Annotated in this window: 24 protein-coding genes and 1 pseudogene; 7 read left to right on the plus strand and 18 right to left on the minus strand. The window is 65.4% G+C overall.

The window, feature by feature from the left end:
• Nucleotides 1-806 (plus strand): annotated as a pseudogene (locus FJU11_RS15770) (IS630 family transposase); the annotation flags it as partial.
• A gap of 159 nt (nt 807-965) precedes the next feature.
• Complete coding sequence (locus tag FJU11_RS15775; protein WP_141168040.1) at nt 966-1,535, plus strand: polysaccharide biosynthesis/export family protein; 570 nt, start codon at nt 966-968, stop codon at nt 1,533-1,535.
• A 26-nt stretch (nt 1,536-1,561) separates the two neighbouring features.
• Here the strand turns inward: FJU11_RS15775 and FJU11_RS15780 are convergent, their stop codons facing one another.
• From FJU11_RS15780 to FJU11_RS15840, 13 genes are all read right to left on the minus strand, one after another.
• A complete protein-coding gene (locus FJU11_RS15780) occupies nt 1,562-2,242 on the minus strand; it encodes an HAD family hydrolase (RefSeq protein ID WP_141168041.1) in 681 nt (226 codons plus the stop codon).
• Between the two features lie 145 nt (nt 2,243-2,387).
• Entirely contained in the window at nt 2,388-3,386 is a 999-nt protein-coding gene (locus FJU11_RS15785; protein WP_141168042.1) for a D-ribose ABC transporter substrate-binding protein, read from the minus strand.
• Nucleotides 3,387-3,422: 36 nt separating this feature from the next.
• The gene (locus FJU11_RS15790) at nt 3,423-4,502 is read right to left on the minus strand and encodes an ABC transporter permease (protein WP_328591734.1); all 1,080 of its coding nucleotides are present in this window, start codon (nt 4,500-4,502) and stop codon (nt 3,423-3,425) included.
• A 75-nt stretch (nt 4,503-4,577) separates the two neighbouring features.
• Complete coding sequence (locus tag FJU11_RS15795; protein ID WP_141168044.1) at nt 4,578-6,122, minus strand: sugar ABC transporter ATP-binding protein; 1,545 nt, start codon at nt 6,120-6,122, stop codon at nt 4,578-4,580.
• Nucleotides 6,119-6,775 (minus strand): DUF2291 family protein, encoded by a 657-nt coding sequence (locus FJU11_RS15800; RefSeq protein WP_141168045.1) that lies wholly within the window; start codon nt 6,773-6,775, stop codon nt 6,119-6,121. The genes FJU11_RS15795 and FJU11_RS15800 overlap by 4 nt, the downstream gene beginning before the upstream one ends.
• 37 nt (nt 6,776-6,812) lie before the next feature.
• On the minus strand, nt 6,813-7,781 hold the full coding sequence (locus tag FJU11_RS15805) for a sugar-binding transcriptional regulator (protein WP_141168046.1): 969 nt from the start codon (nt 7,779-7,781) through the stop codon (nt 6,813-6,815).
• 102 nt (nt 7,782-7,883) lie between these two features.
• Nucleotides 7,884-8,813: a sugar phosphate isomerase/epimerase family protein gene (locus FJU11_RS15810; RefSeq protein ID WP_141168047.1), complete on the minus strand. Its 930-nt coding sequence runs from the start codon at nt 8,811-8,813 to the stop codon at nt 7,884-7,886.
• 17 nt (nt 8,814-8,830) lie between these two features.
• Nucleotides 8,831-10,348: a glycerol-3-phosphate dehydrogenase gene (locus FJU11_RS15815; RefSeq protein WP_235891070.1), complete on the minus strand. Its 1,518-nt coding sequence runs from the start codon at nt 10,346-10,348 to the stop codon at nt 8,831-8,833.
• A 16-nt stretch (nt 10,349-10,364) separates the two neighbouring features.
• Nucleotides 10,365-11,933, minus strand: coding sequence for an FGGY-family carbohydrate kinase (locus tag FJU11_RS15820; RefSeq protein ID WP_141168049.1), 1,569 nt, complete (start codon nt 11,931-11,933; stop codon nt 10,365-10,367).
• 280 nt (nt 11,934-12,213) lie between these two features.
• On the minus strand, nt 12,214-12,681 hold the full coding sequence (rpiB, locus tag FJU11_RS15825) for a ribose 5-phosphate isomerase B (RefSeq protein ID WP_141168050.1): 468 nt from the start codon (nt 12,679-12,681) through the stop codon (nt 12,214-12,216).
• A 38-nt stretch (nt 12,682-12,719) separates the two neighbouring features.
• On the minus strand, nt 12,720-13,496 hold the full coding sequence (locus tag FJU11_RS15830) for a triose-phosphate isomerase (RefSeq protein ID WP_141168051.1): 777 nt from the start codon (nt 13,494-13,496) through the stop codon (nt 12,720-12,722).
• Nucleotides 13,489-14,274, minus strand: a complete 786-nt coding sequence (locus FJU11_RS15835; RefSeq protein ID WP_141168052.1) for a DeoR/GlpR family DNA-binding transcription regulator — start codon at nt 14,272-14,274, stop codon at nt 13,489-13,491. Before FJU11_RS15835 ends, FJU11_RS15830 begins: the two co-directional genes overlap by 8 nt.
• Before the next feature lie 115 nt (nt 14,275-14,389).
• On the minus strand, nt 14,390-15,112 hold the full coding sequence (locus tag FJU11_RS15840) for a FadR/GntR family transcriptional regulator (RefSeq protein WP_181408217.1): 723 nt from the start codon (nt 15,110-15,112) through the stop codon (nt 14,390-14,392).
• A 574-nt stretch (nt 15,113-15,686) separates the two neighbouring features.
• On the opposite strand from FJU11_RS15840, the gene FJU11_RS15845 reads away from it, so the two are divergent.
• The 4 genes from FJU11_RS15845 to araD1 all read left to right on the plus strand — a co-directional run bounded on the left by FJU11_RS15845 (nt 15,687) and on the right by araD1 (nt 19,665).
• The gene (locus FJU11_RS15845; RefSeq protein WP_141168054.1) at nt 15,687-16,775 is read left to right on the plus strand and encodes a sugar ABC transporter substrate-binding protein; all 1,089 of its coding nucleotides are present in this window, start codon (nt 15,687-15,689) and stop codon (nt 16,773-16,775) included.
• Between the two features lie 9 nt (nt 16,776-16,784).
• Nucleotides 16,785-17,813, plus strand: a complete 1,029-nt coding sequence (locus FJU11_RS15850; RefSeq protein WP_141168055.1) for an ABC transporter permease — start codon at nt 16,785-16,787, stop codon at nt 17,811-17,813.
• Between the two features lie 3 nt (nt 17,814-17,816).
• Nucleotides 17,817-18,596: an ATP-binding cassette domain-containing protein gene (locus FJU11_RS15855; protein WP_141168056.1), complete on the plus strand. Its 780-nt coding sequence runs from the start codon at nt 17,817-17,819 to the stop codon at nt 18,594-18,596.
• A 67-nt stretch (nt 18,597-18,663) separates the two neighbouring features.
• Entirely contained in the window at nt 18,664-19,665 is a 1,002-nt protein-coding gene (gene araD1 / locus FJU11_RS15860; RefSeq protein ID WP_141168057.1) for an AraD1 family protein, read from the plus strand.
• A 40-nt stretch (nt 19,666-19,705) separates the two neighbouring features.
• Here araD1 and ftsZ read toward each other — a convergent pair whose 3' ends face one another.
• Nucleotides 19,706-20,698, minus strand: coding sequence for a cell division protein FtsZ (gene ftsZ, locus FJU11_RS15865; protein ID WP_141168058.1), 993 nt, complete (start codon nt 20,696-20,698; stop codon nt 19,706-19,708).
• Nucleotides 20,699-20,928: 230 nt separating this feature from the next.
• Here ftsZ and FJU11_RS15870 point away from each other — a divergent pair, with 230 nt between their 5' ends.
• Nucleotides 20,929-21,801, plus strand: coding sequence for an SDR family oxidoreductase (locus FJU11_RS15870; RefSeq protein ID WP_141168059.1), 873 nt, complete (start codon nt 20,929-20,931; stop codon nt 21,799-21,801).
• Nucleotides 21,802-22,163: 362 nt separating this feature from the next.
• On the opposite strand, the gene FJU11_RS15875 is transcribed toward FJU11_RS15870, so the two are convergent.
• From FJU11_RS15875 to visN, 4 genes are all read right to left on the minus strand, one after another.
• Nucleotides 22,164-22,724, minus strand: coding sequence for a DUF4142 domain-containing protein (locus FJU11_RS15875; RefSeq protein WP_181408218.1), 561 nt, complete (start codon nt 22,722-22,724; stop codon nt 22,164-22,166).
• A gap of 204 nt (nt 22,725-22,928) precedes the next feature.
• Complete coding sequence (folD, locus tag FJU11_RS15880) at nt 22,929-23,828, minus strand: bifunctional methylenetetrahydrofolate dehydrogenase/methenyltetrahydrofolate cyclohydrolase FolD (protein WP_141168061.1); 900 nt, start codon at nt 23,826-23,828, stop codon at nt 22,929-22,931.
• Between the two features lie 248 nt (nt 23,829-24,076).
• Nucleotides 24,077-24,826: a helix-turn-helix transcriptional regulator gene (locus FJU11_RS15885; RefSeq protein WP_141168062.1), complete on the minus strand. Its 750-nt coding sequence runs from the start codon at nt 24,824-24,826 to the stop codon at nt 24,077-24,079.
• Between the two features lie 62 nt (nt 24,827-24,888).
• Nucleotides 24,889-25,554, minus strand: coding sequence for a transcriptional regulator VisN (gene visN / locus FJU11_RS15890; RefSeq protein ID WP_141168063.1), 666 nt, complete (start codon nt 25,552-25,554; stop codon nt 24,889-24,891).
• Nucleotides 25,555-25,619: the final 65 nt, after the last annotated feature.

A 25,619-nucleotide genomic window follows, 5' to 3' on the forward strand; every position in this document is an offset into this window, starting at 1 on the left:
GGCACTGTCGCTCCCAGTCAGATCGGCGGCTACAAACCGCGCACGATCCGCGAAGAACATGCCGACTGGCTGCGCGAACGATGCCGAGACAAGCCCTTCACGCTTCGCGGTCTGGTCGCCGAGCTCGCCAGCGAACGTGGGCTGAAGGTCGATTACCGCTCGGTCTGGCAGTTCGTGCATGACGAGAAGCTGTCGCATAAAAAAAGACGTTGATCGCCATCGAGCAGGACCGCCCGGACGTTGCGCGTCGGCGCAGCCAATGGATCAAGTACCAAGACCGGGTCGACCCTGGCCGTCTCGTCTTCATGGACGAAACCTGGACGAAGACGAACATGGCCCCGCTTTACGGTTGGGCTCCGGTCGGTCAGCGTCTCTTCGGAAAAGCACCGTTCGGGCACTGGAACACCTCGACCTTCATTGCCGCCCTTCGAAACGACCGGATCGAGGCGCCATGGCTGATCGACGGACCGATCAACGGCGAAACGTTCCGTCTTTACGTCGAAGAGGTTCTGATCCCAACCCTGAAGCCCGGCGATGTCGTCGTGCTCGACAATCTTGGAAGCCATAAAAGCAGGGCTGTGCGCGCCGCGATCAGAGCCGTCGGCGCAAAGCTCCTGTTCCTGCCGAAATACTCGCCCGACCTCAATCCGATCGAGCAGTTCTTCGCCAAACTCAAGCACCACCTGCGCAAGGCCGGACCGAGAACGCGCGACACCATCTGCAGCGCGATCGGAGAAATCCTCAAGACCGTCACCGATCGCGAATGTTCAAACTATCTCATCAACGCAGGCTATGCCCGATGCTAAAATCATCCCGCTCTAGGATCATCCAATCGAATGATCAAACCGATTTCTATCACACCTTTCTCACTCGTGCTCCGGCAACCCCGCGCCGATTTACGGCGTTTTAATCGTATTCGACGAAAACCGTCTGCATCGAAGGCTCCGGAAGGAAAGTCCGAGACCATGTTGTATTCGCGTTTTCGGAGACTTTGCGTCGCCGCGCTCGCCTGCGCGCCCCTCGTCGCATGCCAGAGCGAAAAGCCGCCGCTGGACCCGTTCCCGACCGGCAGCGTCCAGCCCTACCATCTCGATTCGGGCGACCAGGTCCGCGTCACCGTATTCGACCAGTCCGGGCTGACCGGAACCTACAATGTCGATCCGGCCGGCTACATCTCCGTTCCGCTGATCGGCGCGGTGCCGGCGCGCGGCAAGACGCTTGCAAACCTCGAACGGACGATCGCCGGCAAGCTTGCCAACGGCTATGTTCGCGACCCGGACGTCTCGGTCCAGATGGACCGGTATCGCTCGATCTTCATCATGGGCGAGGTCAGCCAGGGCGGCCAGTACAGCTACGTGCCCGGCATGACCGCGCAACAGGCCGTCGCGGCCGCCGGCGGCTTCTCTGCGCGCGCCTACGAAAAGACGGTCGAGGTGACGCGCCGGTTGAACGGCAAGTCCCTGACGGGCCGCATCCTGCCGACCGAGCCGATCCGGCCGGGCGACACGATCACCGTGCGCGAGCGCCTCTTCTAGAGACTTTCATCGCGGCGGCTCGACGATCACTGCCTGACGCCGACCTCGTCGATACGCTCGAGGAGGTCGGCCGGGTCCTCGTAGACCCGGAAGGCACCGCCGCGTTCGAGCTCGTCCTCTCCGTAACCGCCCGAAAGCAGGCCGATGCCGAGGGCACGTGCGCGGCGGGCGGCCAGCATGTCCCAGATGCTGTCGCCGACCACGAGCGTCTCGCTGACGTCGACGCCGAGCCGTTCGGCCGCCTCGATGAAGAGGTCCGGATCGGGCTTGGCGTATCTCACCTGATCCCGCGTCACGACGACGGTCTTCTGCGGATCGACGCCGAGGTTCCTGAGCGGCGTTCCGGCGGTTTCCATCCGTCCGCTGGTCGCGATCGCCCACGGCACGCCCATCTCGCTCAGCCGTTCCAGAAGCTCGCATGCCCCCGGCAGCGGGCCGATCTTTGCGGACCGGCGCGCATATGCCTCGGCGTGGCCTCGCTGCAGTTCCTCGACGCGTTCGGGACTGATCTCACGGCCGGTCTCGCGCAGGAGCGCGTTCATGAAGAGCCCGCCGCTCATGCCGATGCGGCGATGGATGCGCCAGACGGAAAGGGAAATGCCGGCTTCCTCGAGCGCTTCCTGCCAGGAAAGCACATGCTGGTAGACGCTGTCGATCAGCGTACCGTCGAGATCGAAGAGGAAGGCGGGCTGCTTGATATTGGCCATCGGGTGTTCCTCGATCGGAATGATCGGCATCACCGTAGCCCCGCTCGGCATCATCGCCAAGACGTCCGCACCCTGCCCTCACGGCATGGCGAAGACGCGTTCCCGGCGGATGACGGGGTCGCCCGCCGGGAACGCCGGTTCTACCTTACTGCATGCTCTTCAGCGTGAACGGCGCGACGAACTGGTCGGCCATGTCCTGCGTGACGAGGATGCAGTTGAAGAGCTGCTTCTCCGTGTCGGCGCCGGTCTTGCCGGTGCGGATCAGGCTGTCGGCTTCCTGCACGGCCTTCTTGGAAAAGACGGCGACCGGCTGCAGGACCGTATAGGCGAGTTCGCCGCTCTTCAGCGCGTCGATGGCGGCCGGCGAACCGTCGAAGCCGCCGACCGTGACGCCCTTCAGCTTGTTCGCTTCCTTCAGCGCGGCGATCGCGCCGAGCGCCATCTCGTCGTTGCCGCTGATGACGCCCATGATGTTCGGGTTCGCCTGGAGCATGCCCTGCATCTTGTCGTGGCCCTGGGTACGGTCCCAGTTTGCGACCTGCGAGCCGACCTTCTTGAGGTCCGGATACTGGCTGAGCACGGTGTTGTAGCCGTTCGAACGCGTCGCCGCGTTGTTGTCAGAGGGCGCGCCCGTCAGTTCGACAAAGTTGCCCTTGTCGCCGGCCATTTGCACCCACTGCTGGGCACCGAGGGCGGCCCCTTGCGCGTTGTTGGAAACGAGCTGCGCCTTGGCGATGCCTTCCTGGTTGATCTCGGCGTTGACGAGGATCACCGGAATGTTCGCCTGGACGGCCTTCTTCACCGCGCCGACGGAGCCGTCGGCATTGGCCGGATCGAGGATGATCGCCTTGGAGTTGTTGGTGATCGCCGTGTCGATGAGACGGCTTTCGGTATTGGTGTCGCCCTTGTGCGCACCGACATTGACGGAATAGCCGAGATCCTTGGCGGCCTGCGCGGCCACGTCGCCTTCGGTCTTCCAGTACGGGTTCGACGGGTCGTTGACGATAATCGTCATCAGGCCCTTTCCGCCGCTGCTCCCGTCTGACTTCGAACCGGAGTCCGACTGTGCGCTCGCCGGGCCGGCAAAGACCATGGCCATGGATGCGGCCGCGGCAAGGCCGAGAACTGTACGCCTCTTGAACATTCTTTCTCTCTCCCTTTGGGGTGGTGGTCGGGCCGGTCAGCCGGCCGTCTTCTCGCGTCGGGCGGCGGCCTTTCCGGTCGCCGTTCCCGAACCCGAGGAAGGGGTGGCCTCCGAAGGCGGCGCCTTGCGCCTGCCGCGCCCGCCATATTCGAAGGAATTGAGGAGCACGGCAAAGACGATCACCGCGCCGGTGAAGACCATCTGCCAGTAGGCGGAGACGCCGGTGATCACGAGGCCGTCCGACAGGAAGCCGATGACGAAGGCACCGAGCAGCGTGCCGCGAATGTTGCCGCGCCCGCCCGTCAGCGCGGCACCGCCGATGACGACGGTCGCGATCGCCGTCAGTTCGTAGGTGTTGCCGGCCGTCGGCCCTGCCGAGGTCAGTTCGGAGGTGAGCACGAGGCCGGCGATCGAGGCGCAGATGCCCGAGAGGATGTAGACGGTGATCTGTACGCGCTTCGTCGGCACGCCGGAAAGCTCGGCCGCCCGCTCGTTGCCGCCCGACGCATAGAGCCAGCGCCCGAAGACGGTCCGGTTCAGGAGCACGATGCCGATGATGGCGATCGCCACCATGATCAGGACGCCGACGGGAATGCCGAAGAGCCGGTTGAAGCCGAGCCAGTCGAAGCCGGTATTGCCGAGTTCGGGACTGCCGCCGAGATTGTTGTAGGTCAGGCCGCCCGTCATCAGCAGCGCCACGCCGCGCACTGCATAAAGCATGCCGAGCGTGGCAACGAAGGGCGGCACCTTGAAGCGCGCCACGAGCGTTCCGTTGACGAGGCCGACGAAGGCACCGACGCAGCACGTCAGGATCGCCACGACCCAGACCGGCGGATAGAGGATGACGCCGAAGACGTCGAGCGTGGCGCCGTGCATCAGGAAGCCGGCGACGACGCCGGACAGGCCGAGCGTGGAGCCGACCGAAAGGTCGATGCCGCCATTGAGGATGACGAGCAGCATGCCCATGCCGAGAATGCCGAAGATGGCCACGTGCGAGGCCATCGTCAGGAAGTTCTCCGCCGAGAAGTAGTTCGGCGAGAGGATGGAAAAGACGACGATGATGACGATCAGCGCGAAGAAGGCGCGGCCTTCGAGAAGGAGTTCGCCGAAGCCCATGCGCCGGCGGCTGCCGCCCTTCGCCCCTTTTCGTTCCGTGCGTGTGTGCGCCATTGGAATGCTCCGTCCCTCGCCTCAGGCCGCCGCTTCGTGCTCGCCGGAGGCGGCCATGATGTCTTCCTTGGAAACGTCGGGGCCGAACTCGGCGGCGATGCGGCCGCGGCTCATGACGACGATGCGATGCGCCACGGCGAAGCATTCGCCGACTTCCGAGGTCGAGTAGATGACGCCGAGCCCTTCGCGCGCGCGTTCGCTCAGGAGGCGGAAGACCTCCGCCTTGGCGCCGATGTCGATGCCGCGGCTCGGCTCGTCGAGCAGCATGACGCTCGGCTGCGTCGTCATCATCTTGCCGATGACGACCTTCTGCTGGTTGCCGCCCGAAAGCGAACCGATCGGCGCGTTGCCGCCCTCGGTCTTGACCTGCACGTCCTCGATCGCGTGATCGACGATCTCGGCCTCGCGATCGCGCGACAGGAAGATACCGCGCACGAAGGCGCTGATGCTGGCGAGCGAAAGGTTGCGGCCGACCGTCATCGTCTGCACGAGCCCGTCGCGCTGGCGGTCTTCCGGCACCAGGACGAGGCCGCGGGCGATCCGCTCGGCGATCGTGCAGCCCTTCAGGTCCTCGCCGTAGAGGCGAACGCGCCCGCCATTCATGGCGACCCGCCCGGCGACGGCTTCGAGCAGTTCCGTGCGCCCCGCCCCCATGAGCCCGTAGATGCAGACGATCTCCCCGGCGCGAAGGTCGAGCGAGAGACGGTCGACGACGCGCCGTCCGGCAATGCTCGCATCCGGCACGCTCACATCCTCGATCGAAAGCAACGTCTGGCCGAATTCGTAGCCCGCAGGCGGCGAGCCGAGGTCGTAGTTCTCGCCGACCATGTTGCGCACGATCCATTCGAGATCGATCTCGGCGGCCGGCGCGTTTGCGGTCATGGTGCCGTCGCGAAGCACGACCGCGTAGTCGGTGATCTCGAGCGCTTCTTCGAGGTGGTGGGAGATGTAGACGATCGACACGCCGCGCGCGGTCAGGTCGCGGATCACCTTGAAGAGCACCTCCACCTCGCTCGCGCTCAGTGCGGAGGTCGGCTCGTCCATGATGAGGATGCGCGCGTCGATCGACAGCGCCCGGGCGATCTCGACGATCTGCTGCTGGCCGAGGCGCAGGTCGTGGAGCGGCGTCAGCGGATCGATGTCCTCTTCGAGCTCCTTCATGAGACGCTCGGTCTGGCGTGCCTCCTCGGCATAGTCCACGCCGCCGGCATTCGTGAGCTCGCGACCCATGAAGACGTTGTCGCGCACGTTCATGTTGGGTGCGAGCGAGAGTTCCTGATGGATGATGGCGATGCCGCGCGCCTGCGCTTCCACGGAGGAAGCAAAGCTCACCGGCTCGCCGTCGACCTCGATCGTGCCGGAACTCGGCCGTTCCACGCCGGAAAGGATCTTCATCAGCGTCGACTTGCCGGCGCCGTTCTCGCCGAAGAGCGTCGTCACCTCGCCGCGACGCACCTCGAAATCGACGCCCTTCAGCGCGCGGATGCCGCCGTAGTTCTTGGTGATGCCGCGTGCGGCCAGCACCGTTTCGCCGCCGCGCCGCTCGATGTCGGGCCGCGGGTTCACTGGACGCTCATTTCGACCGGCGTGACGAGCCAGTTCTTCGGATTGATCAGGTTGAAAACGCCGGTCACCGAGATCGTCTTGCCGGTCAGGTTCGCGGTATCGATGTTCGCGAGCACGCTCTGCTTCATGGCGTTGTTGAGCGCCGCGCCGGCGTTCTGGTACTCGATCTGGTTCTTGAACTGGCCGAAGGCGATGTTGCCGGTCGCATCGCGCAGATCGGTGCCGTTGACGGCGGGACCCGTCTGGACCCGGATGGTGATTTCGTCCGGCACGTTCGGCACCCTGACCGAGTAGATCCCCGACTTGCCTTCGCCGACCGTGCCCGTGAACGTCACCGGGATCTCGGCACCGATGGTGCCCTGAACGCCGTATTTCTTCGCCGCCGCCTGCTGATCGGAAAGCACCGCCTTGGCGAGTTCCGGCGCCTGGACCGCGTTCTTGACGATGTAATCCTTGATCTTCGGGAAGTTCTCGGTGCCGAAGGCCGCGGCCTGGAAGCCGGCATTGCTCTGGTCGCGCTTGGACCCTACGCGCACGACGGTCGTATCGAGCGCCATCGCGACGATCACCACGACCACGACGAGCGCGACGACGATCGTGCGAACGGAAAACCGGCGACGGCGGCCGCGGGGTGCTTCGGAGATTGTGCTCATGCGGAATGCTCCGTTGCGGACATGACGGGAACCCGGTTCATCGCGCTGACGCCTCTGTCAGCGTGCGCGCCGTGTTCTCGTCGGTGATGAGGCCGGTCAGGTAGCCGCTTGCGAGAACGGAACGGATCGCGTCCATCTTCACCGTGCCGCCTGCCACGGCGACGATGCGCCGGTTGGCGAGTTCGGCCCGGCCGAGCGCCAGAATGCGCTCGGAAAGCGCCGTTTCGACCGGGTTTCCATCCCTGTCGAAGAAGTGACCGAGCAGTTCGCCGACGCCGCCGTCGCGCTTGACCTCGTCGATCTCCTCCGGCTCGATCTGACCCGTCATCACGAGCGAGGCTTCGCGCTCGGCCGTGCCGACGCTCACGAACATGAGGTCGGCGGAGCGCGCGAGTTCGAGCACGTCGCTGACGCCCCGCTGGCCGAGCAGGATGCGCCGGTCCTCCACCGTATTGGCGAAGAAGGGCACCGGCATCACATAGGCCTGCGCGTGCGTGCGTTCCGTCAGCCGGTAGATAACGTCGTGCGGGCTCGCCGCGAACTTGCGCGTGAGGCCGCCGAAGAGGGAGACGAACCGCACATTGTCGGCGGAAACCTGCGGCAGGTGCTCGACGCTCGCCGCGAGCGTGCGGCCGTGACCGACGCCGATCAGCGTGCCCTCTCCCCGTTCGATTTCACGCCTCAGGAACTGGGCACCGGCAATGCCGAGCGAGCGCAGCGGCAGTTCCGGCTCGTCGATCTCCGGCACGACCTGGCATGTTTCGAGCCCGAACGCGTCGACGAGCCGCTGCTCGAGTTCAACGCATTCGCTGACTTCGCCATCGATGAAGACCTTGACGGAGCCTTCCTGGTTCGCCCGCGTGATCAGGCGGTGCGCCTTCAGGCTCGAAAGGCCGAGACGCTTGGCAACCTGCGCCTGGGTCAGCCCGCCCGCGTAGTGCAGCCAGGCGGCGCGCGTCGCCATGCTGGACGTCTCGTCGCGCGGTGCGACCCCGTTGCCTTTCATGCGTACTCCTCCCGAATGATATTTATATCATCCGCTTAAAAAATTTTCACAACAGCAGATGGTTGTCAATTGCCCACATGGCCTCACGCGCAAAAATTGCGTTCAGCGAAGCGTCCCCGCGCCGGTATCGACATACGGCGCCCAGAACCGGACGGATTCCGCCAGCGCGCCGACGACCGCACGGTCGCTCGGTTCGCGTTCGCGAAAGGAGAGTTCGAGGCAGATCTCGTTGTCCGTTCCGCCGCCGGTACGGACCGCATCCAGCAGCTTCTCCGGCTGGACGCGACCCTCAGCGTTATACCGTTCGGTGAAGGGCCAGTGGCCGCCCTTGTTCATCGACGACTGCTTGACGTGGATGATCGGCGAGCGCGGCGGAAAGGCTTCGGCCCAGGCATACGGATCGACGTCGTCGGGATTTGCGGAGGCGACGTCGCCATGGTCGATGTCGACCATCATGCGCATGGGAACCGCGAAGCCGGCCGCGTCCAGCCGGTCCTGAAGCGCGCGACAGCTTTCGATCGTATGGCCGAATTCGCGACCGACCGACATCGGTTCCCAGAAGAGGTAGTCGAGACCGGCCGCCTTCGCCTGCTCCGCGACCTCGCCCCAGCAATCGATCGCGATCCGTATCAGCTCCTCGCGTCGCGCCTCGTCGTCGAAATCCTTCAGCGTGAAGATCGCGAACTGCGTTCCCATGCCGGTGGCGCCGAGATCGGCGGAGATATCGGCGAAGGCGCGGAACCAGTCGACGTAGTAGCGGCGCACTTCGGGGTCCGGATGGCCGAAATGGTTGAGGCGACCGTATGGGCCGGTCATGCCGGAGGTGATGCGTACGCCGGTGCGCGCCGTCGCTTCGTTGAAAGCACGCACGTATCGGCGGATCGTCGCGGCCGGCCATGCCGGATTGACGAATTCGTGCGTGAGCTGGACGTCGCGCAGGCCGATGTCGTGCGCGATCGTGTCGATCAGATCGTCCGGCTCGGCGAAGCGATTGACGAGCGGGTTGGTGTTCACTGACAGCGTAAAGGCCATCCCTTCCTCCCCTCTGCTTACGCCGCCTCGACGGCACGTTGCTCGAACCAGGCGCGAAACCGTTCCATCTCGTCGGCGTTCATGTGGCGGGCGTGCTTGGTCCGCCGCTCGACCACGTCTTCGGCGGTCGAAGCCCATTCCGTGCGCATGACGAATTCCGCCTCGCAGGCGTAGAACGTCTCGCAGAAGCGCTCGCCGAGCGCGTCGAGGCTCGCGACACCGCGCAGGAGTTCGTGGATCCTCGTGCCGTAGAGCCGGGCGTAATGCTTGGCGAGACGGGCGGGCAGGAACGGGTAGCGTCTCCGGCAGTCGGCGAGGAACTGCTCGAAATCGCCGTCGGCCATATCGCCGCCCGGCAGGTGCCCCTCCCGGGTCCATGCCTTCTTCATCTTCGGATAGAAGGGTTGCAGCTTTTCCAGCGCATGCTCGGAAAGGCGGCGGAACGTGGTGATCTTGCCGCCGAAGACCGAAAGCAGCGGCGCTTCGCCGTCGCGGCCGTCGACGTCGAAGATGTAGTCCCGCGTCACCGCGCTCGGGTTCTCGTTGTCGTCGTCGTAAAGCGGGCGCACGCCGGAAAAGGTGTGAAGGACGTCCTCGCGCCGCACGGTATGCTTAAAGTAGCGGCCGATCGCCTTCAGCAGGTATTCGATCTCGCTTTCGTCGGCCTTCACGTCTTCCGGCTTGCCTTCGTAGGCGATGTCGGTCGTGCCGATCAGCGCCTTGTCGCCCTCGTAGGGGTTCACGAAGATCACCCGGCGATCGGTGTTCTGGATGAGATAGGCGTGCTCGCCCTGCCAGAACTTCGGCACGACGATGTGGCTGCCCTTGACCATGCGCACATGGCGTTGCGAATTGCCGCCGGCCACCGTGCCGATCACCGAATTGACCCAGGGGCCGGCCGCGTTGACGAGGCCGCGCGCCCGCACGCGCCGTTCCTCGCCCGTGCGCGTGTCCTTCAGCGTCGCGTGCCAGAGATTACCCTCGCGCCGTGCGGAAACGCATTCGGTGCGCACGCACACCTCGGCGCCGTGGTCGCGCGCGTCCATCGCGTTCAGCACCACGAGGCGCGCATCGTCGACCCAGCAGTCGGAATATTCGAAGGCGCGGGTGAACGCGTCGCGCACCGGCGCCCCTTCGGGAGCGGTGCGCAGGTCGAGCGTGCGCGTGCCGGGCAGCTTCTTTCGCCCGCCCAGATGGTCGTAGAGGAAGAGCCCGAGACGCACGAGCCAGGCCGGGCGGTCCTGCGGACTGTGCGGCAGTACGAAGCGCATCGGCCAGATGATGTGCGGGGCCGATGCCATCAGCACCTCGCGCTCGATCAGTGCTTCGCGTACCAGCCGGAACTCGTAGTATTCGAGATAGCGCAGCCCGCCATGGACGAGCTTGCCGGAACGCGAGCTCGTCGCTTCCGCGAGATCCCCCTTTTCGCAAAGCAGAACCGAAAGCCCGCGACCGGAAGCATCACGGGCGATGCCGGCGCCGTTCACGCCGCCGCCGATGACGAGCAGATCGAAGATGTTGTCATTCTCGCTCAAAAGAGTGTCTCCATTCTCACGCGCCCTGCCCGTTCGCCGTGCCGCGTCCGGCCATCGAGCGCCAGACGGGCCGCAGCACTTGGTGCGCTTCGACGAAGGCGGGGAAGAGCCGGTCATATGTCCGTGCGAGCGTCTCGTCGCAGGGTTCCGCCTCGCCGAGAAGCGGCGTCACCCATGCGTCGCAGCACGCCTCCATTGAAGGATAGACGCCGAGCCTGACGGCCGCGATCATGGCCGCACCGGCCGCGCCCGCCTCCTGCCTCGAACCGGTGCGCATGCGCGCGTGCGTCGCAGCGCCGAACACGCGCCGCAGCGACGGGCTGCGCGCCGCCCCGCCGGTCAGCCGGATCTCCTCGGGCAGTTCGCCCATCGCCGCGTAGCAGTCGCGACCGGCGAACGCGAGCCCCTCGACGACCGCGCGCGCGAGATCGGCGAAGCCGTGGCGGGTGGAAAGGCCGACGAAGCCCGCCCGCGCCGCCGCATCGACGAAGGGGCCACGCTCGCCGGCCTCCGAGATATAGGGCTGGTAGAGTGCCGTCCCCGGCTCGGCGGTCGTCACCCAGCGATCGAGCGCGCGCATCAGTTCTCCATGCCCGGGTTCGCTGCCGGCAATCGAAAGGACATCGCGGGCAAGGCGCAGCACCCAGTCGATGTTGAGCGTGGCAGCCATGTTGGACTGAAGCTGCGCATAGGTTCCAGGCACCGGCATGGCGATCGTATAGCCGGAGGCGCGCTCGTCGAGCGTCACCGCCTCGACGCTGCGGGCAAGGCGCATGTGCATGCCCGTCGAACCGACGATCGAACAGCCGACATCGGCCGTCCGGTCGTAGAGGCCGGCGCCGAGCGCGGTGCAGACGATATCGATATAGCCGAGCACCACGGGCGTGCCCGCGAGAAGCCCCGTTTGCCCGGCTGCATCGGCGCCGAGCGCATCGTGGCGTTCGAGCCCGTTCACGATCTCCGGCATCAGCCGCCGCTCGTCGTCAAGCCCGAGCAGCGAAACGACCTCGTCGCTATAGGTAAGCGTGCGGTAGTCGCCGAAGGTCAGCGTCCCCTCGCTGGGGTCGGTCGCGATCCGTCCCGTCAGCTTGTGATAAAGCCAGTCCTTGCAGTGGAACGCCGCGGCGGCCGCTTCGATGCGCTCCGGCTCGGCTCGACGCAGCCATTGAAGCTGGCCGCCCTGCTGGCAGGCGTTGAGCCCGGTTCCCGTCAGTTCGTAGCGGCGCCGATCGGCAGGGTCTTGCCGTGCGGCACGAACGATCTCGCCGGCGCGCGCATCGAGCCACAGCAGCCCCCCGCCGACGGGTTCGCCGTCGCGCCCGACGAGCCACGTTCCGTCGCCCTGCCCCGTCACCGCGATGCCGGCCGTACGCTCGGCAAGACCGGAAACCTTGCCACCGAGCGCGCGCAGCGTTTCGGCCGTCTTGCGCCAGGTGAGGTTCATGTCCTGCTCGACACCGCCGCCTTCCAACGTGTCGTAGACATTGGGCATGGACGCCATGGCGAGCTGCACGCCGTTCGTGTCGAAGGCGACAGACTTGATGACGGAGGTGCCGGCGTCGATGCCGATGATCACGTCCTTCATCGCTCGCGGTCCCGGCGCGCGCCGCAGACAGAGCCGAAGGCAGGTGCCTCGCGGCGTGGACGCATTGGAGCAGACGCCCCGCGCATGATCGCCTCCTCCCGACGATGATAATTATATCAGTTAAGCGAAAAATTTTCAGAAACGGGTCGCGTTGTCAATGCGTGCCGCGCGCGTTTCTGCGGGAGACGTCCACATGTTCGGCTGTCGGAAGCGCCGAGCGCAAAGGGTCGCCATCACCCGCGTGACGGCGACCGCTTCACGTCTCGCGAATACGGCTCGTTCAGGAGGTGCGCTGCTCGCGATATCGGGCGTCGATCTCGTTCATCTTATCGACCTTTCGGGCCGAACCGCCGCCCTGGAACTCGTTGGAAAGCCAGATGTCCGCGAGCATCTTCGCGACGTTCGGCCCGGTGTTCAGCGCGCCCATGGTGATGACTTGCGCGTTGTTCGAGGCGATCGCGCGTTCGGCGGCATAGGGGTCCGAGACGCTCGCCGCGCGCACGCCCGGCACCTTGTTGGCGGTGATCGCCATGCCGAGGCCGGTGCCGCAGATCAGGATGCCGCGCTCGTGCTCGCCGCGGGCGATCCGCTCGGCCAGTTCGAGGGCGATGTCGGGGTAGTCGACCGGCTGGTCCTCGTGCACGCCGATGTCCTCGACCTCGTGGCCCTTGCCGCGCAGGTGCTCGACGAGCGCGTTCTTCATTTCGAGACCGAGATGGTCCGTTCCGATGACGACTTTCTTGCCCATGATGGTGTCACTCCGTCTGAAAGGGTTTGGCGCTTGGTTCACGCCGTCGCATCGAGCGCGGCGGCGCATTGGGAAAGGATGCCGAGATAGCCTTCGGCCTGCCAGGCGGAACGGCCGATGAAGAGCCCGTCGATCGTCTCGCGCCGGATCAGGTCCTCGCAATTGCCCGGATTGACGCTGCCGCCGTAAAGCACCGGCGCGCCGTCCGGAAGCAGTTCGCGCGTCTGCGTGGCGATCTTCGCATGGCGCTCCTCGGCGTAGTCGGGCGAAGCCGGAACGCCGCCCTCGCCGATCGCCCAGACCGGCTCGTAGGCAAAGAGGATCGGCGAATTCACAGCCTTGCTGTCGAGATGGGCAAGCGCGCCGCGTACCTGTTCGCAAAGCACGGCGTCGGCCCGGCCCGCTTCGCGTTCGTCCATCGTCTCGCCGACGCACACGAGCGGAGCGAGGCCGTGGGCGATCGCGGCGGCGACCTTGCGGCCGACGGTCTCGTCCGTCTCGCCAAAATGCGTGCGCCGTTCGCTATGGCCGAGTTCGACGAGGTCGAGGCCGCAATCGACGAGCATCGCCGGCGAGATTTCGCCGGTCCAGGCCCCCGCATCGGCCCAATGCATGGTCTGCGCACCCACCTTCACACCGGTATCGGCAAGCGCGGCCTTGATCTCGCGAACGGCGGTGAAGGGCGGAATGACGAATGGCTGGATCGCCGGGTGCGGCTTCAGGTCCGCATTCAGCCGCTCGGCGAAGCTCAGCGCCTCGGGCAGCGTCTTGTTCATTTTCCAGCTCGTGCCGATCCATACCGAACGCTCAGCCATGCCCGTCTTCTCCATGTGCCGAAGCCACTTCCGGATGGATGCCGGCTGCCGCAAGCGGCGTCGCGGCGGCCGGACCGAGCGGTTCGCCGGTGAAAACCGTGTCGAAATCGGCGAGATCGGCAAGGAAATGCAGCGCCGATCGCCCGAACTTCGCGTGGTCGGCCAGCAGGCAGCGCCTTTCGGCGGCCGCCATCATCAACCGCTTCACCTGAACGACCCCTTCGTCCTGATGGTAGGCGGACGTCCCCAGGATCGCGGACGTGGAAAGGAAGGCGACGTCGGCGCGAAGCGAGCGGATCGCCTCCTCTGCGACGAGCCCGAAGAAGCCGTTGAACTTCGTGCTGTAGCGTCCGCCGAGCGCGATCAGTTCGATGCCGGAGCAGTCCGCGAATGCGCGTATGACGGCAAAACTTCCCGTCACGACGGTCAGCGGCCGGCGCTCGACGAGGTGCTCGACCATCGCCGCCACGGTCGAACCGTCGTCGAGCATCAACGTCTGGCCGGGTTCGACACTTGCGGCAGCCGCAGCCGCGATATGGCGCTTTTCCGCGATCGCAAGGCGTTCGCGATAGCGGAAATCGCTTTCGAACTTGGAACTCGCCTGGATCGAGGCGCCACCGCGCACCTTGCGCACGAAGCCGGCCTGCTCGAGTTCGTCGAGATCGCGATGGACCGTCATCCGGCTGACGCGGAAGCGCGCGGCGAGATCGTCGACCCCGGCACTTCCCGCCTCCATCAGCACGTCCATGATCTCCTGCCTTCGCATCCGCGCCTTCATACCCTGAACATAGAAGCGGACACGTTCGTTGCAACACAGATTCTGTTATCTTGTGACGATATCTGTTACGGCACATTCATCCGAGGGCGGCCAGCCTGCGGTCCCGCAGTGCGGATCAGCTCTTTTCCGGTGGCCACAGCCCGCCGCGCAGATAGGCCGGGAGTTCGCACGGGTAGCCCGCGCTTTCGAGGATGCCGGCCGTGACGTCGAGCAGCGAGGCCATCGCCTCGTAGGCGCGCGCACCCTCGCCCGCCCGCACGGCTTCGAAGACGGCGATATGCAGGTCGAGTGCCACCGGCAACCGGTTCGCCGGATCCGATCCGATCCAGATCGAGGAGCGCAGCGCTTCCTCGATTACGGCGCCGAAGCCCGAAAGCAGCCGGTTGCCGCTGCTCATGAGCAGGATGCGGTGAAACGAGACGTCGGCGGCGGTCGTCTCCGGCGTGCGCTCGCCATTGCCACGCGCCATCGCGAATACGGCGTGCTGCAGCGTTTCGAGCGCCTGCGCGTCGATATGCTCGGCAGCCATGCCGGCGGCAGCCGGCTCGATCATGCGGCGCAGGCCGAACAGTTCGCCGATGATGACGCGCGGTTCGACCACCTTCTGTCGCCAGCGCAGCACTTCCCGGTCGAGATAGTTCCAGTGCAACGGATCGGTGACGGTGGTGCCGATGCGCGGACGCGAGCGGATCATGCCCTTGGCGCCGAGCACCTGAAACGCCTCGCGCAGCACCGTGCGGCTTACCCCGAACTCGGCGAGGAGCTCGGCCTCGGGCGGGATGACGGTGCCCGGCGGATAATCCCCCGTCAGAATGCGTTCGGCGAGCGCCTCCGCCACCGTGATCGTTCGCCGACTGGATCGTCTTTCGTCCGGTTGCTTCGCCATGCGCCGGCGTAGTGCCCTTTCTGCCAGGAACCGCTGAAAAGTATGATGATATGGCTCACGGACCCGTGCCGCAAGATAGCTGCGAAACGGTGCGAACCATGCAGTTCTTGCGCTGCAGCACCAATTTTCCACTGATTTTCCGTAGTGCGACAAAATCGAAGCTTTGAAATCATCATACTTTTGATTTACGTTTCGGAAAATCGGCGACCCTCCGAGGGGGAGAGAAGTCCGGGACGGCCAGCGCGGGAAGCGCTCGAAAGGCAGCCGGACGGTTTGTCGAGGAGGAAAGCGTGGAGGAGGTTTCGATGCAGACGAGCGCGCACGGATGGGCTTTAGTACGCCCGTCGATGCTGCCTGCCGGTCGTATCCGCGCCGACATCGTTTCCGATTTCCATGGAAGCGTTGCCGCGCGATCCGCGATCCGAAGCTGCGGGCACGACGTGCACACGACGATCGATCAGTTTTCGCCGGAATGGTTTCCGGCGACTTCGCATACCGGGCTTTCGCAAAAGGAGGATAGAACGCGATGAGCAACGATCACGAAGACCATCAGCAGAAACGCCGCATGATGGCGAGCCGACGTGCCGTCATGCAGGGCGCGCTCGGCGCTGGCGCGCTGGGTTCGCTCGCCGCGCTCGGCGCCAGCCCGGCGCTCGCGCAGGATGCGGGTGAAGGCAACTTCCCCAAGCACAAGAAGTGGAAGTTCACATTCGTCAACCACGTCTCGACGAACCCGTTCTTCGTGCCGACGCAGTACGGCATCGCCGATGCCTGCGCCCTGCTCGGCTGCGACTACCAGTGGACGGGCTCGCAGAAGTCGATCGCCTCGGAAATGGTCAACGCCATGAACACGGCGATCGCGGCGAACGTCGACGGCATCGCGGTCTGCCTGGTCGACCAGCACGCCTTCAACGCCCCGACCGACCGGGCCCTGAAGGCCGGCATTCCGGTCTTCGCCTATAACGCCGACACGAAGGGCAACGACCGTCTCGCCTATATCGGCCAGGATCTCTACCTCGCCGGCAAGGCGCTCGGCGAACGCATCGTCAGCCTCGTTGATTCCGGCGACGTCGTCGGCTTCATCGCGACGCCAGGCCAGCTCAACATTCAGCCCCGTCTCGACGGTGCGGCGGACGCCATCAAGGAATCCGGTAAGAAGATCAACTTCAAGCAGATCGCGTCGGGCCCGACGGTCAACGAGGAGGTTTCGCGCGTCGATTCCTACTATGTCGGCCACAACGATCTGAAGGGCATGTTCGCCGTCGACGCCGGATCGACCATGGCCGTCGCGAAGACCATGGAAAAGTACGGCCTTCACAAGAAGGGCGTACGCGGCGGCGGCTTCGACATGCTGCCGAACACGCTCGACGGCATCAAGAACGGCCACCTCGATTTTACCATCGACCAGCAGCCTTACCTTCAGGGCTTCTATACGGTCATGGAGATGTTCATGTTCAAGATGTCCGGCGGGCTGACGGGACCGGCCAAGATCAACACGGGCCTGAAGTTCGTCACCAAGGACAACGTCGATCCGTACCAGAAGACGAAGACCCGCTTCGAGGGCAACTCCAGGAAGCAGCAGGTCGTGGAGCGTTCCGGACCGATCGGCGGCTGAGCGATAATCATGAACGATCAGACCTCGGCCGGCACCGCGTCCGGCCAAACGAGAACCGGCGACAAGCCGGCCCGGCGCCCCCTTTCGGGCGCCGGGATCTTCTTCCTGCGCCAGCGCGAGGCGAGCATTCTGATCGCCGGCATCCTGCTGGTGATCTACTTCCAGATCTCGAGTTCCGCCTTCCTCTCGGGGCCCAACCTCGGCAACCTTGTCCAATACTCCGCAACGACGGCGATCATCGCCGCCGGCGAGGTCTTCGTGCTGGTGTGCGGCGAACTCGACCTTTCCGTCGGCATGGTCTACGCGCTCACGCCGTTCGTCATGTTCTTCGCCGTTTCGGCCGGTCTGCCGGTCTGGCTCGCGGTGATTCTCGGCCTTCTGGCCGCCGCGGTCGTCGGGCTGATCAACGGCGCCGTGACGACGCTCCTGAAGGTGCCTTCCTTCGTCACCACGCTCGGCATGCTCTTCCTCATCAACGGCTTCACGCTGACGATCTCGGGCGGCTTTCCCGTCCAGCCGCAGGCGGGCGCGGTCTTCACGGGGATCTTCGGCGCGAACGCGCTCGCGCTGATGGCATGGGCGGTCGTGATCGCTCTCCTCTTCCAGTTCGTGCTCAAGAAGACGCGCTGGGGCCTGCACACGGTGGCGACAGGCGGCAACCCGCACGGCGCGGCCGAAGTCGGCATCAAGACGAAGACGATCAAGACCGGCAACTTCGTCCTTTGCAGCGTGCTCGGCGGACTCGCCGGCATCCTCGACGCCTTCCGCATCGGCTCCATCGATCCGCTTTCCGGCGGAACGGAGATCATGTTCGCGGCGATCGCGTCGGCGGTGATCGGCGGCACGCTGCTTGCCGGCGGTGTCGGCACCATTCTGGGCGCCCTCCTCGGCGCGCTGGTGCTCGGCATTCTGAAGGACGGCTTCACGCTGCTCGGTGTCAGCGCCTACACCTTCGACATGATCCTCGGAGGGGCGATTCTCGTCACCATGGTGATCAACGTGCGGCTGACGCTGCTCAAGGAACGCGGAGGCCTCTGAGAGATGGCGGAGCAAAGCAGGGAAGTTCTACGCGCCGAACACATCTCCAAGTCCTTCGGGCAGGTGACGGCGCTGAAGGACATCAGCATGCACCTGAACCGGGGCGAAGTGCTCGGGCTCCTGGGTGACAACGGCGCCGGCAAATCGACGCTGATGAAGATCTTTACCGGTTTTCATCAGCCGACATCCGGCAAGCTGTTCCTGAACGGACGCGAAGTGACGTTGAAGTCCGTCGCGCACGGCCGCCAGATGGGTGTCGAGTGCGTCTATCAGGATCTGGCACTGGTCAACGAGATCAACGTCTACCGGAACATGTTCCTGCAACGCGAACCGACGCGCGGCGGCTTCCTTGGCATCCTGAACGACAGGGCCATGCGAAAGGCGGCCAGCGAACATCTCGGTCGCATCGGGGTGAACATTCCATCGGTCGACGCCGAGGTCTCCAAGCTTTCGGGCGGCCAGCGGCAGGCGATCGCCGTGGCCCGCTCGGTCTACCAGAAGTCCGACCTCCTGCTCCTCGACGAACCGACGGCCGCCATGGGCGCGAAGGAATCCGCCCAGATCCTCGACGTCATTCAGCGACTGCGGGAACAGGGAGACATGGCGATCATCATCATCGCGCACAATTACGCCCAGGTGTTCGACGTGTGCGACCGGGTCAATCTCGTCGAAGGCGGGAAGATCGTCTTCGACAAGCCGACGGCCGAAACCTCGGTGCAGGAACTGACGGATCTCGTCGTCAACGAATACAGGATGGCTCGCGCGAGCGTGCACGAGGCCTGACGAACTCGAAACGGCGGAACTCTTCCGTGTCACCGTTCGCAACGCCATTTTTCAAAAGGTGCGGTCCATGCTTCTTTCGCAATTCTCCACGCCGGAAGGCACGATCGGCGTCGCCGTCCGGGAGGGCGCCGGTGCCGCCGCACGCCGCGTGCCCGGCGCGGCGGGCATCGTCGATCTTGCAACGCGCGCGATCGACGCTCGCAAGGACATGGCCGCGATGGTCGCGGAAGCCGGCCGCGGCGACGCTGTCGACCTTGAAGCGCTCGCCCGCGAAGGACGCCTTCTCGCGCCGGTCTCGCACACCGATCCGGCGCATATCCACGTGACGGGCACGGGGCTCACCCATCTCGGTTCCGCCTCCACGCGCGATGCGATGCATACGCACGAGGAAAGCGAAGCGAAGGCGGAAAAGCTGACGGATTCCATGCGCATGTTCCGCATGGGCCTGGAAGGCGGCAAGCCGAAGTTTGGCGAGACCGGCGTGCAGCCCGAATGGTTCTACAAGGGCAACGGCACCTGCCTCGTCGCCCCCGGCGCACCGCTCGAATCGCCGGCCTTCGGCAAGGATGCGGGCGAGGAGCCGGAGATCGCCGGCATCTATCTCGTCGATCCCGACGGCATTCCGCGCCGCATCGGCTTTGCGCTTGCCAACGAATTCTCCGACCACGTCATGGAGCGCGAGAACTATCTCTATCTCGCGCACTCCAAGCTGCGCCCCTGCGCGTTCGGGCCGGAGCTGCTGGTCGGCGAGCTGCCCCACGACATCGCAGGCACCTCGCGCATTCGCCGCGACGGCGCGGTGCTATGGGAAAAGCCGTTCCTGTCGGGCGAGGCGAACATGTCGCACACGCTCGCCAACCTCGAGCATCACCACTTCAAATATGCGGTGTTTCGCCAGCCCGGCGACCTGCATGTGCACATGTTCGGCACCGCGACGCTGTCATTCGCCGATGGAATTGCGACCCGGCCGGGAGACGTCTTCGAGATCGAATGCGAGACCTTCGGCCTTCCGCTCGCCAATCCGGTGGCGATCGCACCGGAAGAACGCGTGGAAGTCGTGCCGCTCTGAGCGGGCGTCCGATCGACCCCGATCCGTGGAGATAAGGAGCCTATTCGGCAGCTTCTCGCACGCTTGCTTCCGGATCCAGCCCCGTCGCCACGACGGAAACGCGGAACGTGCCTTCGAGCGCGTTGTCGAAGATCGCACCGACGACGATTTCCGTATCGTCGTCCACCTCGTCGCGGATGCGGGTCGCTGCCTCGTCCACCTCGAAAAGCGTCATGTCCATGCCGCCGGAGATCGAGATGAGGACGCCGCGTGCGCCGTTCATCGACTGTTCGTCGAGCAGCGGATTGGCGATCGCCGCATCCGCTGCCGACGTCGCCCTGCCCTCGCCCCGCGCTTCGCCGGTGCCCATCATGCCGCGGCCCATGCCCTTCATGACGCTCTTCACGTCGGCGAAGTCGAGATTGATCAGGCCTTCCTTGACGATGAGGTCGGTAATGCAGGCGACGCCCGAATAAAGCACCTTGTCCGCCGCCGCGAAGGCATCGGCGAGCGTCGTCGCCGCGTCGGCGATGCGGAAGAGGTTCTGGTTGGGTATGACGATGACGGTGTCGGCCGCTTCGCGCAGCCGCTCGATACCGGCCTCGGCCATGCGCATGCGCTTCGTGCCCTCGAAGCCGAAGGGTTTCGTCACCACGCCGACAGTGAGAATGCCGGCCTCCCGCGCAGCCCTGGCGATGACGGGGGCCGCACCCGTGCCCGTTCCGCCACCCATGCCGGCCGTCACGAAGCACATATGCGTGCCGGCGAGGTAGTCCATCACCTCTTCCAGCGCCTCTTCAGCGGCGGCCGTGCCGACTTCCGCGATGGCGCCCGCGCCGAGACCTTCGGTCACCTGGGCGCCGAGCTGGATGACGTTGGGAGCCTTCGAGGCGGCAAGCGCCTGCGCGTCGGTATTGGCGACCACGAACTCGGCCCCTTCGAGGCCGGCCGTGATCATGTTGTTGACCGCGTTGCCGCCGCCGCCCCCGACGCCGAGCACCGTCAGCTTCGGGCGCATCGTCGCCAGTTCCGGATGGGTGATGGATTCCGCCATGTCCTGTCCCCTCGATAACCGGGCGTCCGCGCGAATGCGCAAGAATCAGAGTGTCGAATGATCTGAAGAGAATCAGACCCCGCCCCGCCGCGCAAGGTGGCAGTCCGCCGAGACCACCGTTTCTGCATGGTTCCCCTACGCGTCAAAAAGATGGCTGCGCTTTCTCCCGCGCCGAAAGGAACAAAAGAGATCGACCGCGGCTTGAGCCGGAAATCCATGGAGAAACCCTCATGCCCCAAGACCCTCTCAACCGCTATCCGCGCCCGCCATTCGCCAAGCAGAAGCAGTCGATGCCCGGCGCGACGGACCAGATGGACCCGCGCCCGGACCACGGCGAGAAGACCTATCGCGGCAACGGCCGGCTCGAAGGCTGCGCGACGATCGTGACCGGCGCCGATTCCGGCATCGGCCGCGCCGTGGCAATCGCCTTCGCGCGCGAAGGTGCCGACGTCGCGATCTCCTATTACAGCGAGCATGAGGAAGCGAAGGAGACCGCGCGCCTCGTCGAGGAGGCGGGCCGCAAGGCGCTCGTCATCGCCGGCGACCTGAAGAAACAGGAGGAATGCAACGCCCTCGTCGAGCGCACGATCGAGGAATTCGGCAAGCTCGACGTGCTCGTCAACAACGCGGCGCACCAGGCGAGCTTCGCCAAGTTCGAGGACATCTCGGCGGAAGAATGGGACGTCACGTTCCGCACGAACATCTACTCGATGTTCTATCTCTGCCAGGCAGCCGTGCCGCGCATGAAGCCGGGCTCGTCGATCGTCAATTCGTCCTCGGTCAATGCAACGGACCCCTCGGCATCGCTGCTCGCCTACGCGACGACGAAGGGCGCGATCGCCAACTTCACCAACGGGCTCGCCGAGATGATCGCCGAGCGCGGCATTCGCGTGAACGCGGTGGCGCCGGGGCCGATCTGGACACCTTTCATCCCCTCCACGCTCGGCGAGGACCACGTCGCCAATTTCGGCGCGAACACGCCGCTCGGCCGCCCCGGCCAGCCGGCCGAACTCGCCGCGACCTACGTGCTTCTGGCATGCGACGAATCGAGCTACACGACCGGCGCGCTCTACGAGGTGACCGGCGGCAAGTCGATGATCTGAATGGCGATCGGCGGGGCGGCGACATTCGCCGCCCCGCCCGCTTGCTCTCCTCTGCATCCTGCATCCGGTCGCGATCCTTAAAGTAAGACTGGATCGAAAAGCACGTCGGCAGCGAGCGCATCGCGGTCGCGCCGATGCCTTGTCGATCTTGCCGTTCCGATCAGCCGAATGGCTTCGCTCGCAGGGACTGGCGCCATAGCGTCCCGAGTTCTCGATGCGGGTTCACGTCATGTTTGCCGCGACACCCCCGAAGCGGTTTCCGACAGCGCATGTCGGAAACGCGAAGCCCGCTCCGACGGGGGCCGGAACGGGCTTCGAGATCGGCTGACCGGCGAGCGTTGCCGCTGCGGCAGGCGAGATACCTATGCCGACTGGTTCAGTTTCTCGGCCATCTGGAGATGCTCCTTCAGCGTCGGCAGCGTCTTCTGGGCGAAGTCTTTCACGGGTCCGGCCTTGCCGTCCGTCGCAAACCCCTGGAAGAGGGCCACCGCCTGCTCGTGCGCCTTCACGTTCGCATCGATATACATCTGGTTGAACTGACCGGAAGACGCGTTCTCGAGCTTGTCGACCATGGCCTGATGCGTCTTGTCGAGCGAGCTCGGAACGCTCAGATCCGCGTCGGATGCCTTGACCGCCGACTTCAGGCCCTTGCCGGCCTTGGTATGGTCCGCGATCATCCGGTTGGCGAACTGCTTGACATCGGCATCGTCCGACATCTTGAGCGCAACCTTCGCCATCTGGATTTCGGTCATGTTCGCCTGTGCGGCCATCGGCACGAACTTCGAAGCGTCGGTGACCTTTGCCATGGAAGACGAACTGTCGGACATCGTGCCGTTCGACATGGTGTCGTTCGAGCTCTGCGCGACCGCGAGCGGCGCGGTCATCGTAAGGGCGAGCGCTGCGACGATGAATTGGCGTTTCATGGAAACCTCCTCGGGCAGGAAAACGATCCGGCGCGGAATGCGCCGTTGTCGGACCTGCCGAAGGGCAATTCGAGGGCGAGGCCATTGGTTCGGATACCGGAGCGATCCGGCAATCACGTTAACGTGCCCTGGTCTGCAATCCTCCCGCCCGTTACCGCGAAAATTCACGAGTAACATCAGTGACTTAAAGACGTTTCGCGCGCTCTAGAACGAAGGAGCCTCGATGCCGGCCTGCCGGCAGGCGGCGATGACCGTGTTCGCCATCAGCATGGCGATCGTCATCGGACCGACCCCGCCCGGCACTGGAGTCATGGCGCCGGCAACCGCTTCGGCCTCGTCGTGAGCGACGTCGCCGACGAGACGCGTCTTGCCCGGGCCGCGTTCGGGCGCGTCGATGCGGGTGATGCCGACGTCGATGATGGTCGCGCCGGGCTTGATCCAGTCGCCGCGCACCATGCCGGCGCGGCCGGTCGCAGCGACCAGGATGTCGGCGCGCCGACATACCGCCGAAAGGTCGGCGGTTCGCGAATGGGCCATCGTCACGGTCGCGTTGGCGGCGAGCAGCAATTGCCCCATCGGCTTGCCGAAGAGGTTGGAACGGCCGACGACCACGGCCTCGAGCCCGGAAAGATCCTCCCCGTGGACGTCGCGCACGAGGCGCATCGCACCGGCCGGCGTGCAGGAAACGAGCCCACTCGAGCGATCGCCGCTCATCAGCTTGCCGGCATTGACGACGGTGAGCCCGTCGACGTCCTTTTCCGGCCGGATCGCCTGCGTCACGCTCGAAGCGTCGAGGTGCCCCGGCAAGGGAAGCTGCACGAGGATACCGTGGATCGCCTCGTCGGCGTTCAGGCGTTCGACCAGCGCAAGCAGATCCGCCTGTTCGGTGTCGGCCGGAAGCGTATGCTGCACGGATCGGAAGCCACAGGCCTCGGCACGCTTGCCCTTGCTGGCGACGTAGACGTGGCTTGCCGGATCGTCGCCGACGATGACCACGGCGAGCCCGGCCTGAACGCCGGCTTCGCGCTTCAGCCGCTCGCTCGCCGCCGTCACATCCGCCAAAACCGCGGTCGCCGCCGCCTTACCGTCGATTACGCTCGCCACCTGCCGCTCCGTGTCGCGCTTACTGTTTCTCGCCCGTTTCGCCCGTCGATGGTCGCCGATCTCCGGACGGGCGCGAGGTTCCTGCCGGAGCGCTGTAGACGCGGCTTCGCGATCGGGTCAAGCGACCGTGGCGCGCACCGACCGCGGCCAAGACGCGCGCAAGGGCATCCGGCAGCCCCTTCGGCCCGGCCGATATCCTTCGAGATCGTGCTGCGGCCCGCTTCGCCGTCGCCAGTGAAGCACGAAGCTCAGGCGATGAGGCCGAGGCGGATGGCCTTGGCGATCGCCTGGATGCGATTGACGGCGTCGAGCTTGGCCGTCGCGGCGCTCAGATAGGCGTTCACCGTATGGACGGAAAGGCCGAGGCGCTCGGCGATCGTCTCGCTCTTGCAGCCTTCGCCGGTCATCTGCAGGCACTGCAGCTCGCGTTCGCTGAGCTGGCGTGCGGGCGAACCCTCGGCGATTTCAAGCCGTAGCAGCCCCGTCATGACGCGGTAAGCCATGCGGTGCAGCCGGAAGACGAGATCGGAAAAGGCCGTCACGCGACAGCCCTCGAAGACGACGACGCCGTTGCCGAGCGCACCGAGACGCACCGGCAGCGCGATGCCGGGGAACGCACAACCGGGCATTTGCGCACTGGCAAGGAGGCTTACCGGCCTCTCCGTCGCGATCGGCCCGGCATTCCAGACGAGCGGCATGGTCGCCGTCTGGACATGGTCGAGAAGTTGCATCCCCTCCGCCGACGCCGGATCGACGGCCGGTCCGGCATCTTCGGGCCGTTCGTCGAGGACGAGCGAGAGGCAGCCGCCGACGCGCGCGCCTGCCTGCGGGCAGGTATAGACCGCGAACGCATCGGCATCGACCATGCGGCGCATCGCGTTCAGAAGCGCGATGACGTCCGTCATGCCGGGCCGCTCGATGGGAGCCGCGATGCGGGGGATTTCGGTGCGCGCCGGATCGGAAATCCCGGCAAGCACGGGATGGGTGTCGAGTGGCATTTCGGTTTCCTCGTCGTATCGCCCGAAGGTCGCCGGCGCCGCACCGGCCGCCCCCGAAGCGCTCAGATCAGATGTCTTCGCGTGGCGAGCGCGATCGCTTCGGAACGGGTCCGCGTCGCGGTCTTGCGCATGATGCCGGTGATGTAATTGTTCACGGTGTTGCGCGAGATGCCGATGATCATCGCGATCTCCTCGCTCGTCTTGCCTTGCGCGATCCACGCCAGGCATTCGATCTCGCGTTCGGTGAGGTCGGGATGATGATCCGGCTCGTGGACGCCGGCGCCTGGCTCGACGAAATAGGCGGCGAGCAGCGCCGCATCGCCCAGGCGTTCGCGTGAGGGAGTTGCGCCTTCCGGCAGGAGAAAGGCGACGACCATGCGCATCGTTCCGGCGTTGAAGGGAACGACGCACAACCGCCGGTCTATGCCCGAGGGCAGGACGAACTCCTCGCCGCAGTGCTCGACGACCGGCTGCAGGATGGCCAGGCAACGATCCAGTTCGCTCTTCCTCGCCTGGGCGGCGAGCAGCGCAAGCCCCAATCGGCGGACAAGATCGAAGGGCCAGTCGCTCGCCACGACGTTGGAAAGCCCGTCGTCCGGCGAACCGTCGCATCGCGCGAGCAGAAAGCCGGCCGCGCCCGCATAGGCGCAGATCCGATCCATGCCGGACGACGTATCGCGCACGGCAAGGGTTTCGAGTTCTTCGAGCAGCGCCGCGCGCGCCATCATGCGTTCGTCCCCCGGTATCGCTTCGCCGACGGGTGCAATGAACGAGCCCACCCGATCCGGGCCCT

This window comes from Pararhizobium mangrovi (genome assembly GCF_006516965.1).
Classification (GTDB): Bacteria; Pseudomonadota; Alphaproteobacteria; order Rhizobiales; family Rhizobiaceae; genus Pararhizobium_B; species Pararhizobium_B mangrovi.

Bases quoted from the DNA above. Each gene is read 5' to 3' on its own strand.
- FJU11_RS15775 (WP_141168040.1), top strand. From the start codon at position 966: ATGTTGTATTCGCGTTTTCGGAGACTTTGCGTCGCCGCGCTCGCCTGC.
- FJU11_RS15780 (WP_141168041.1), bottom strand. From the start codon at position 2,242: ATGGCCAATATCAAGCAGCCCGCCTTCCTCTTCGATCTCGACGGTACG.
- FJU11_RS15785 (WP_141168042.1), bottom strand. From the start codon at position 3,386: ATGTTCAAGAGGCGTACAGTTCTCGGCCTTGCCGCGGCCGCATCCATG.
- FJU11_RS15790 (WP_328591734.1), bottom strand. From the start codon at position 4,502: ATGGGCTTCGGCGAACTCCTTCTCGAAGGCCGCGCCTTCTTCGCGCTG.
- FJU11_RS15800 (WP_141168045.1), bottom strand. From the start codon at position 6,775: ATGAGCACAATCTCCGAAGCACCCCGCGGCCGCCGTCGCCGGTTTTCC.
- FJU11_RS15805 (WP_141168046.1), bottom strand. From the start codon at position 7,781: ATGAAAGGCAACGGGGTCGCACCGCGCGACGAGACGTCCAGCATGGCG.
- FJU11_RS15810 (WP_141168047.1), bottom strand. From the start codon at position 8,813: ATGGCCTTTACGCTGTCAGTGAACACCAACCCGCTCGTCAATCGCTTC.
- FJU11_RS15820 (WP_141168049.1), bottom strand. From the start codon at position 11,933: ATGAAGGACGTGATCATCGGCATCGACGCCGGCACCTCCGTCATCAAG.
- rpiB (WP_141168050.1), bottom strand. From the start codon at position 12,681: ATGGGCAAGAAAGTCGTCATCGGAACGGACCATCTCGGTCTCGAAATG.
- FJU11_RS15830 (WP_141168051.1), bottom strand. From the start codon at position 13,496: ATGGCTGAGCGTTCGGTATGGATCGGCACGAGCTGGAAAATGAACAAG.
- FJU11_RS15835 (WP_141168052.1), bottom strand. From the start codon at position 14,274: ATGAAGGCGCGGATGCGAAGGCAGGAGATCATGGACGTGCTGATGGAG.
- FJU11_RS15845 (WP_141168054.1), top strand. From the start codon at position 15,687: ATGAGCAACGATCACGAAGACCATCAGCAGAAACGCCGCATGATGGCG.
- FJU11_RS15850 (WP_141168055.1), top strand. From the start codon at position 16,785: ATGAACGATCAGACCTCGGCCGGCACCGCGTCCGGCCAAACGAGAACC.
- FJU11_RS15855 (WP_141168056.1), top strand. From the start codon at position 17,817: ATGGCGGAGCAAAGCAGGGAAGTTCTACGCGCCGAACACATCTCCAAG.
- araD1 (WP_141168057.1), top strand. From the start codon at position 18,664: ATGCTTCTTTCGCAATTCTCCACGCCGGAAGGCACGATCGGCGTCGCC.
- ftsZ (WP_141168058.1), bottom strand. From the start codon at position 20,698: ATGGCGGAATCCATCACCCATCCGGAACTGGCGACGATGCGCCCGAAG.
- FJU11_RS15870 (WP_141168059.1), top strand. From the start codon at position 20,929: ATGCCCCAAGACCCTCTCAACCGCTATCCGCGCCCGCCATTCGCCAAG.
- FJU11_RS15875 (WP_181408218.1), bottom strand. From the start codon at position 22,724: ATGAAACGCCAATTCATCGTCGCAGCGCTCGCCCTTACGATGACCGCG.
- FJU11_RS15885 (WP_141168062.1), bottom strand. From the start codon at position 24,826: ATGCCACTCGACACCCATCCCGTGCTTGCCGGGATTTCCGATCCGGCG.
- visN (WP_141168063.1), bottom strand. From the start codon at position 25,554: ATGATGGCGCGCGCGGCGCTGCTCGAAGAACTCGAAACCCTTGCCGTG.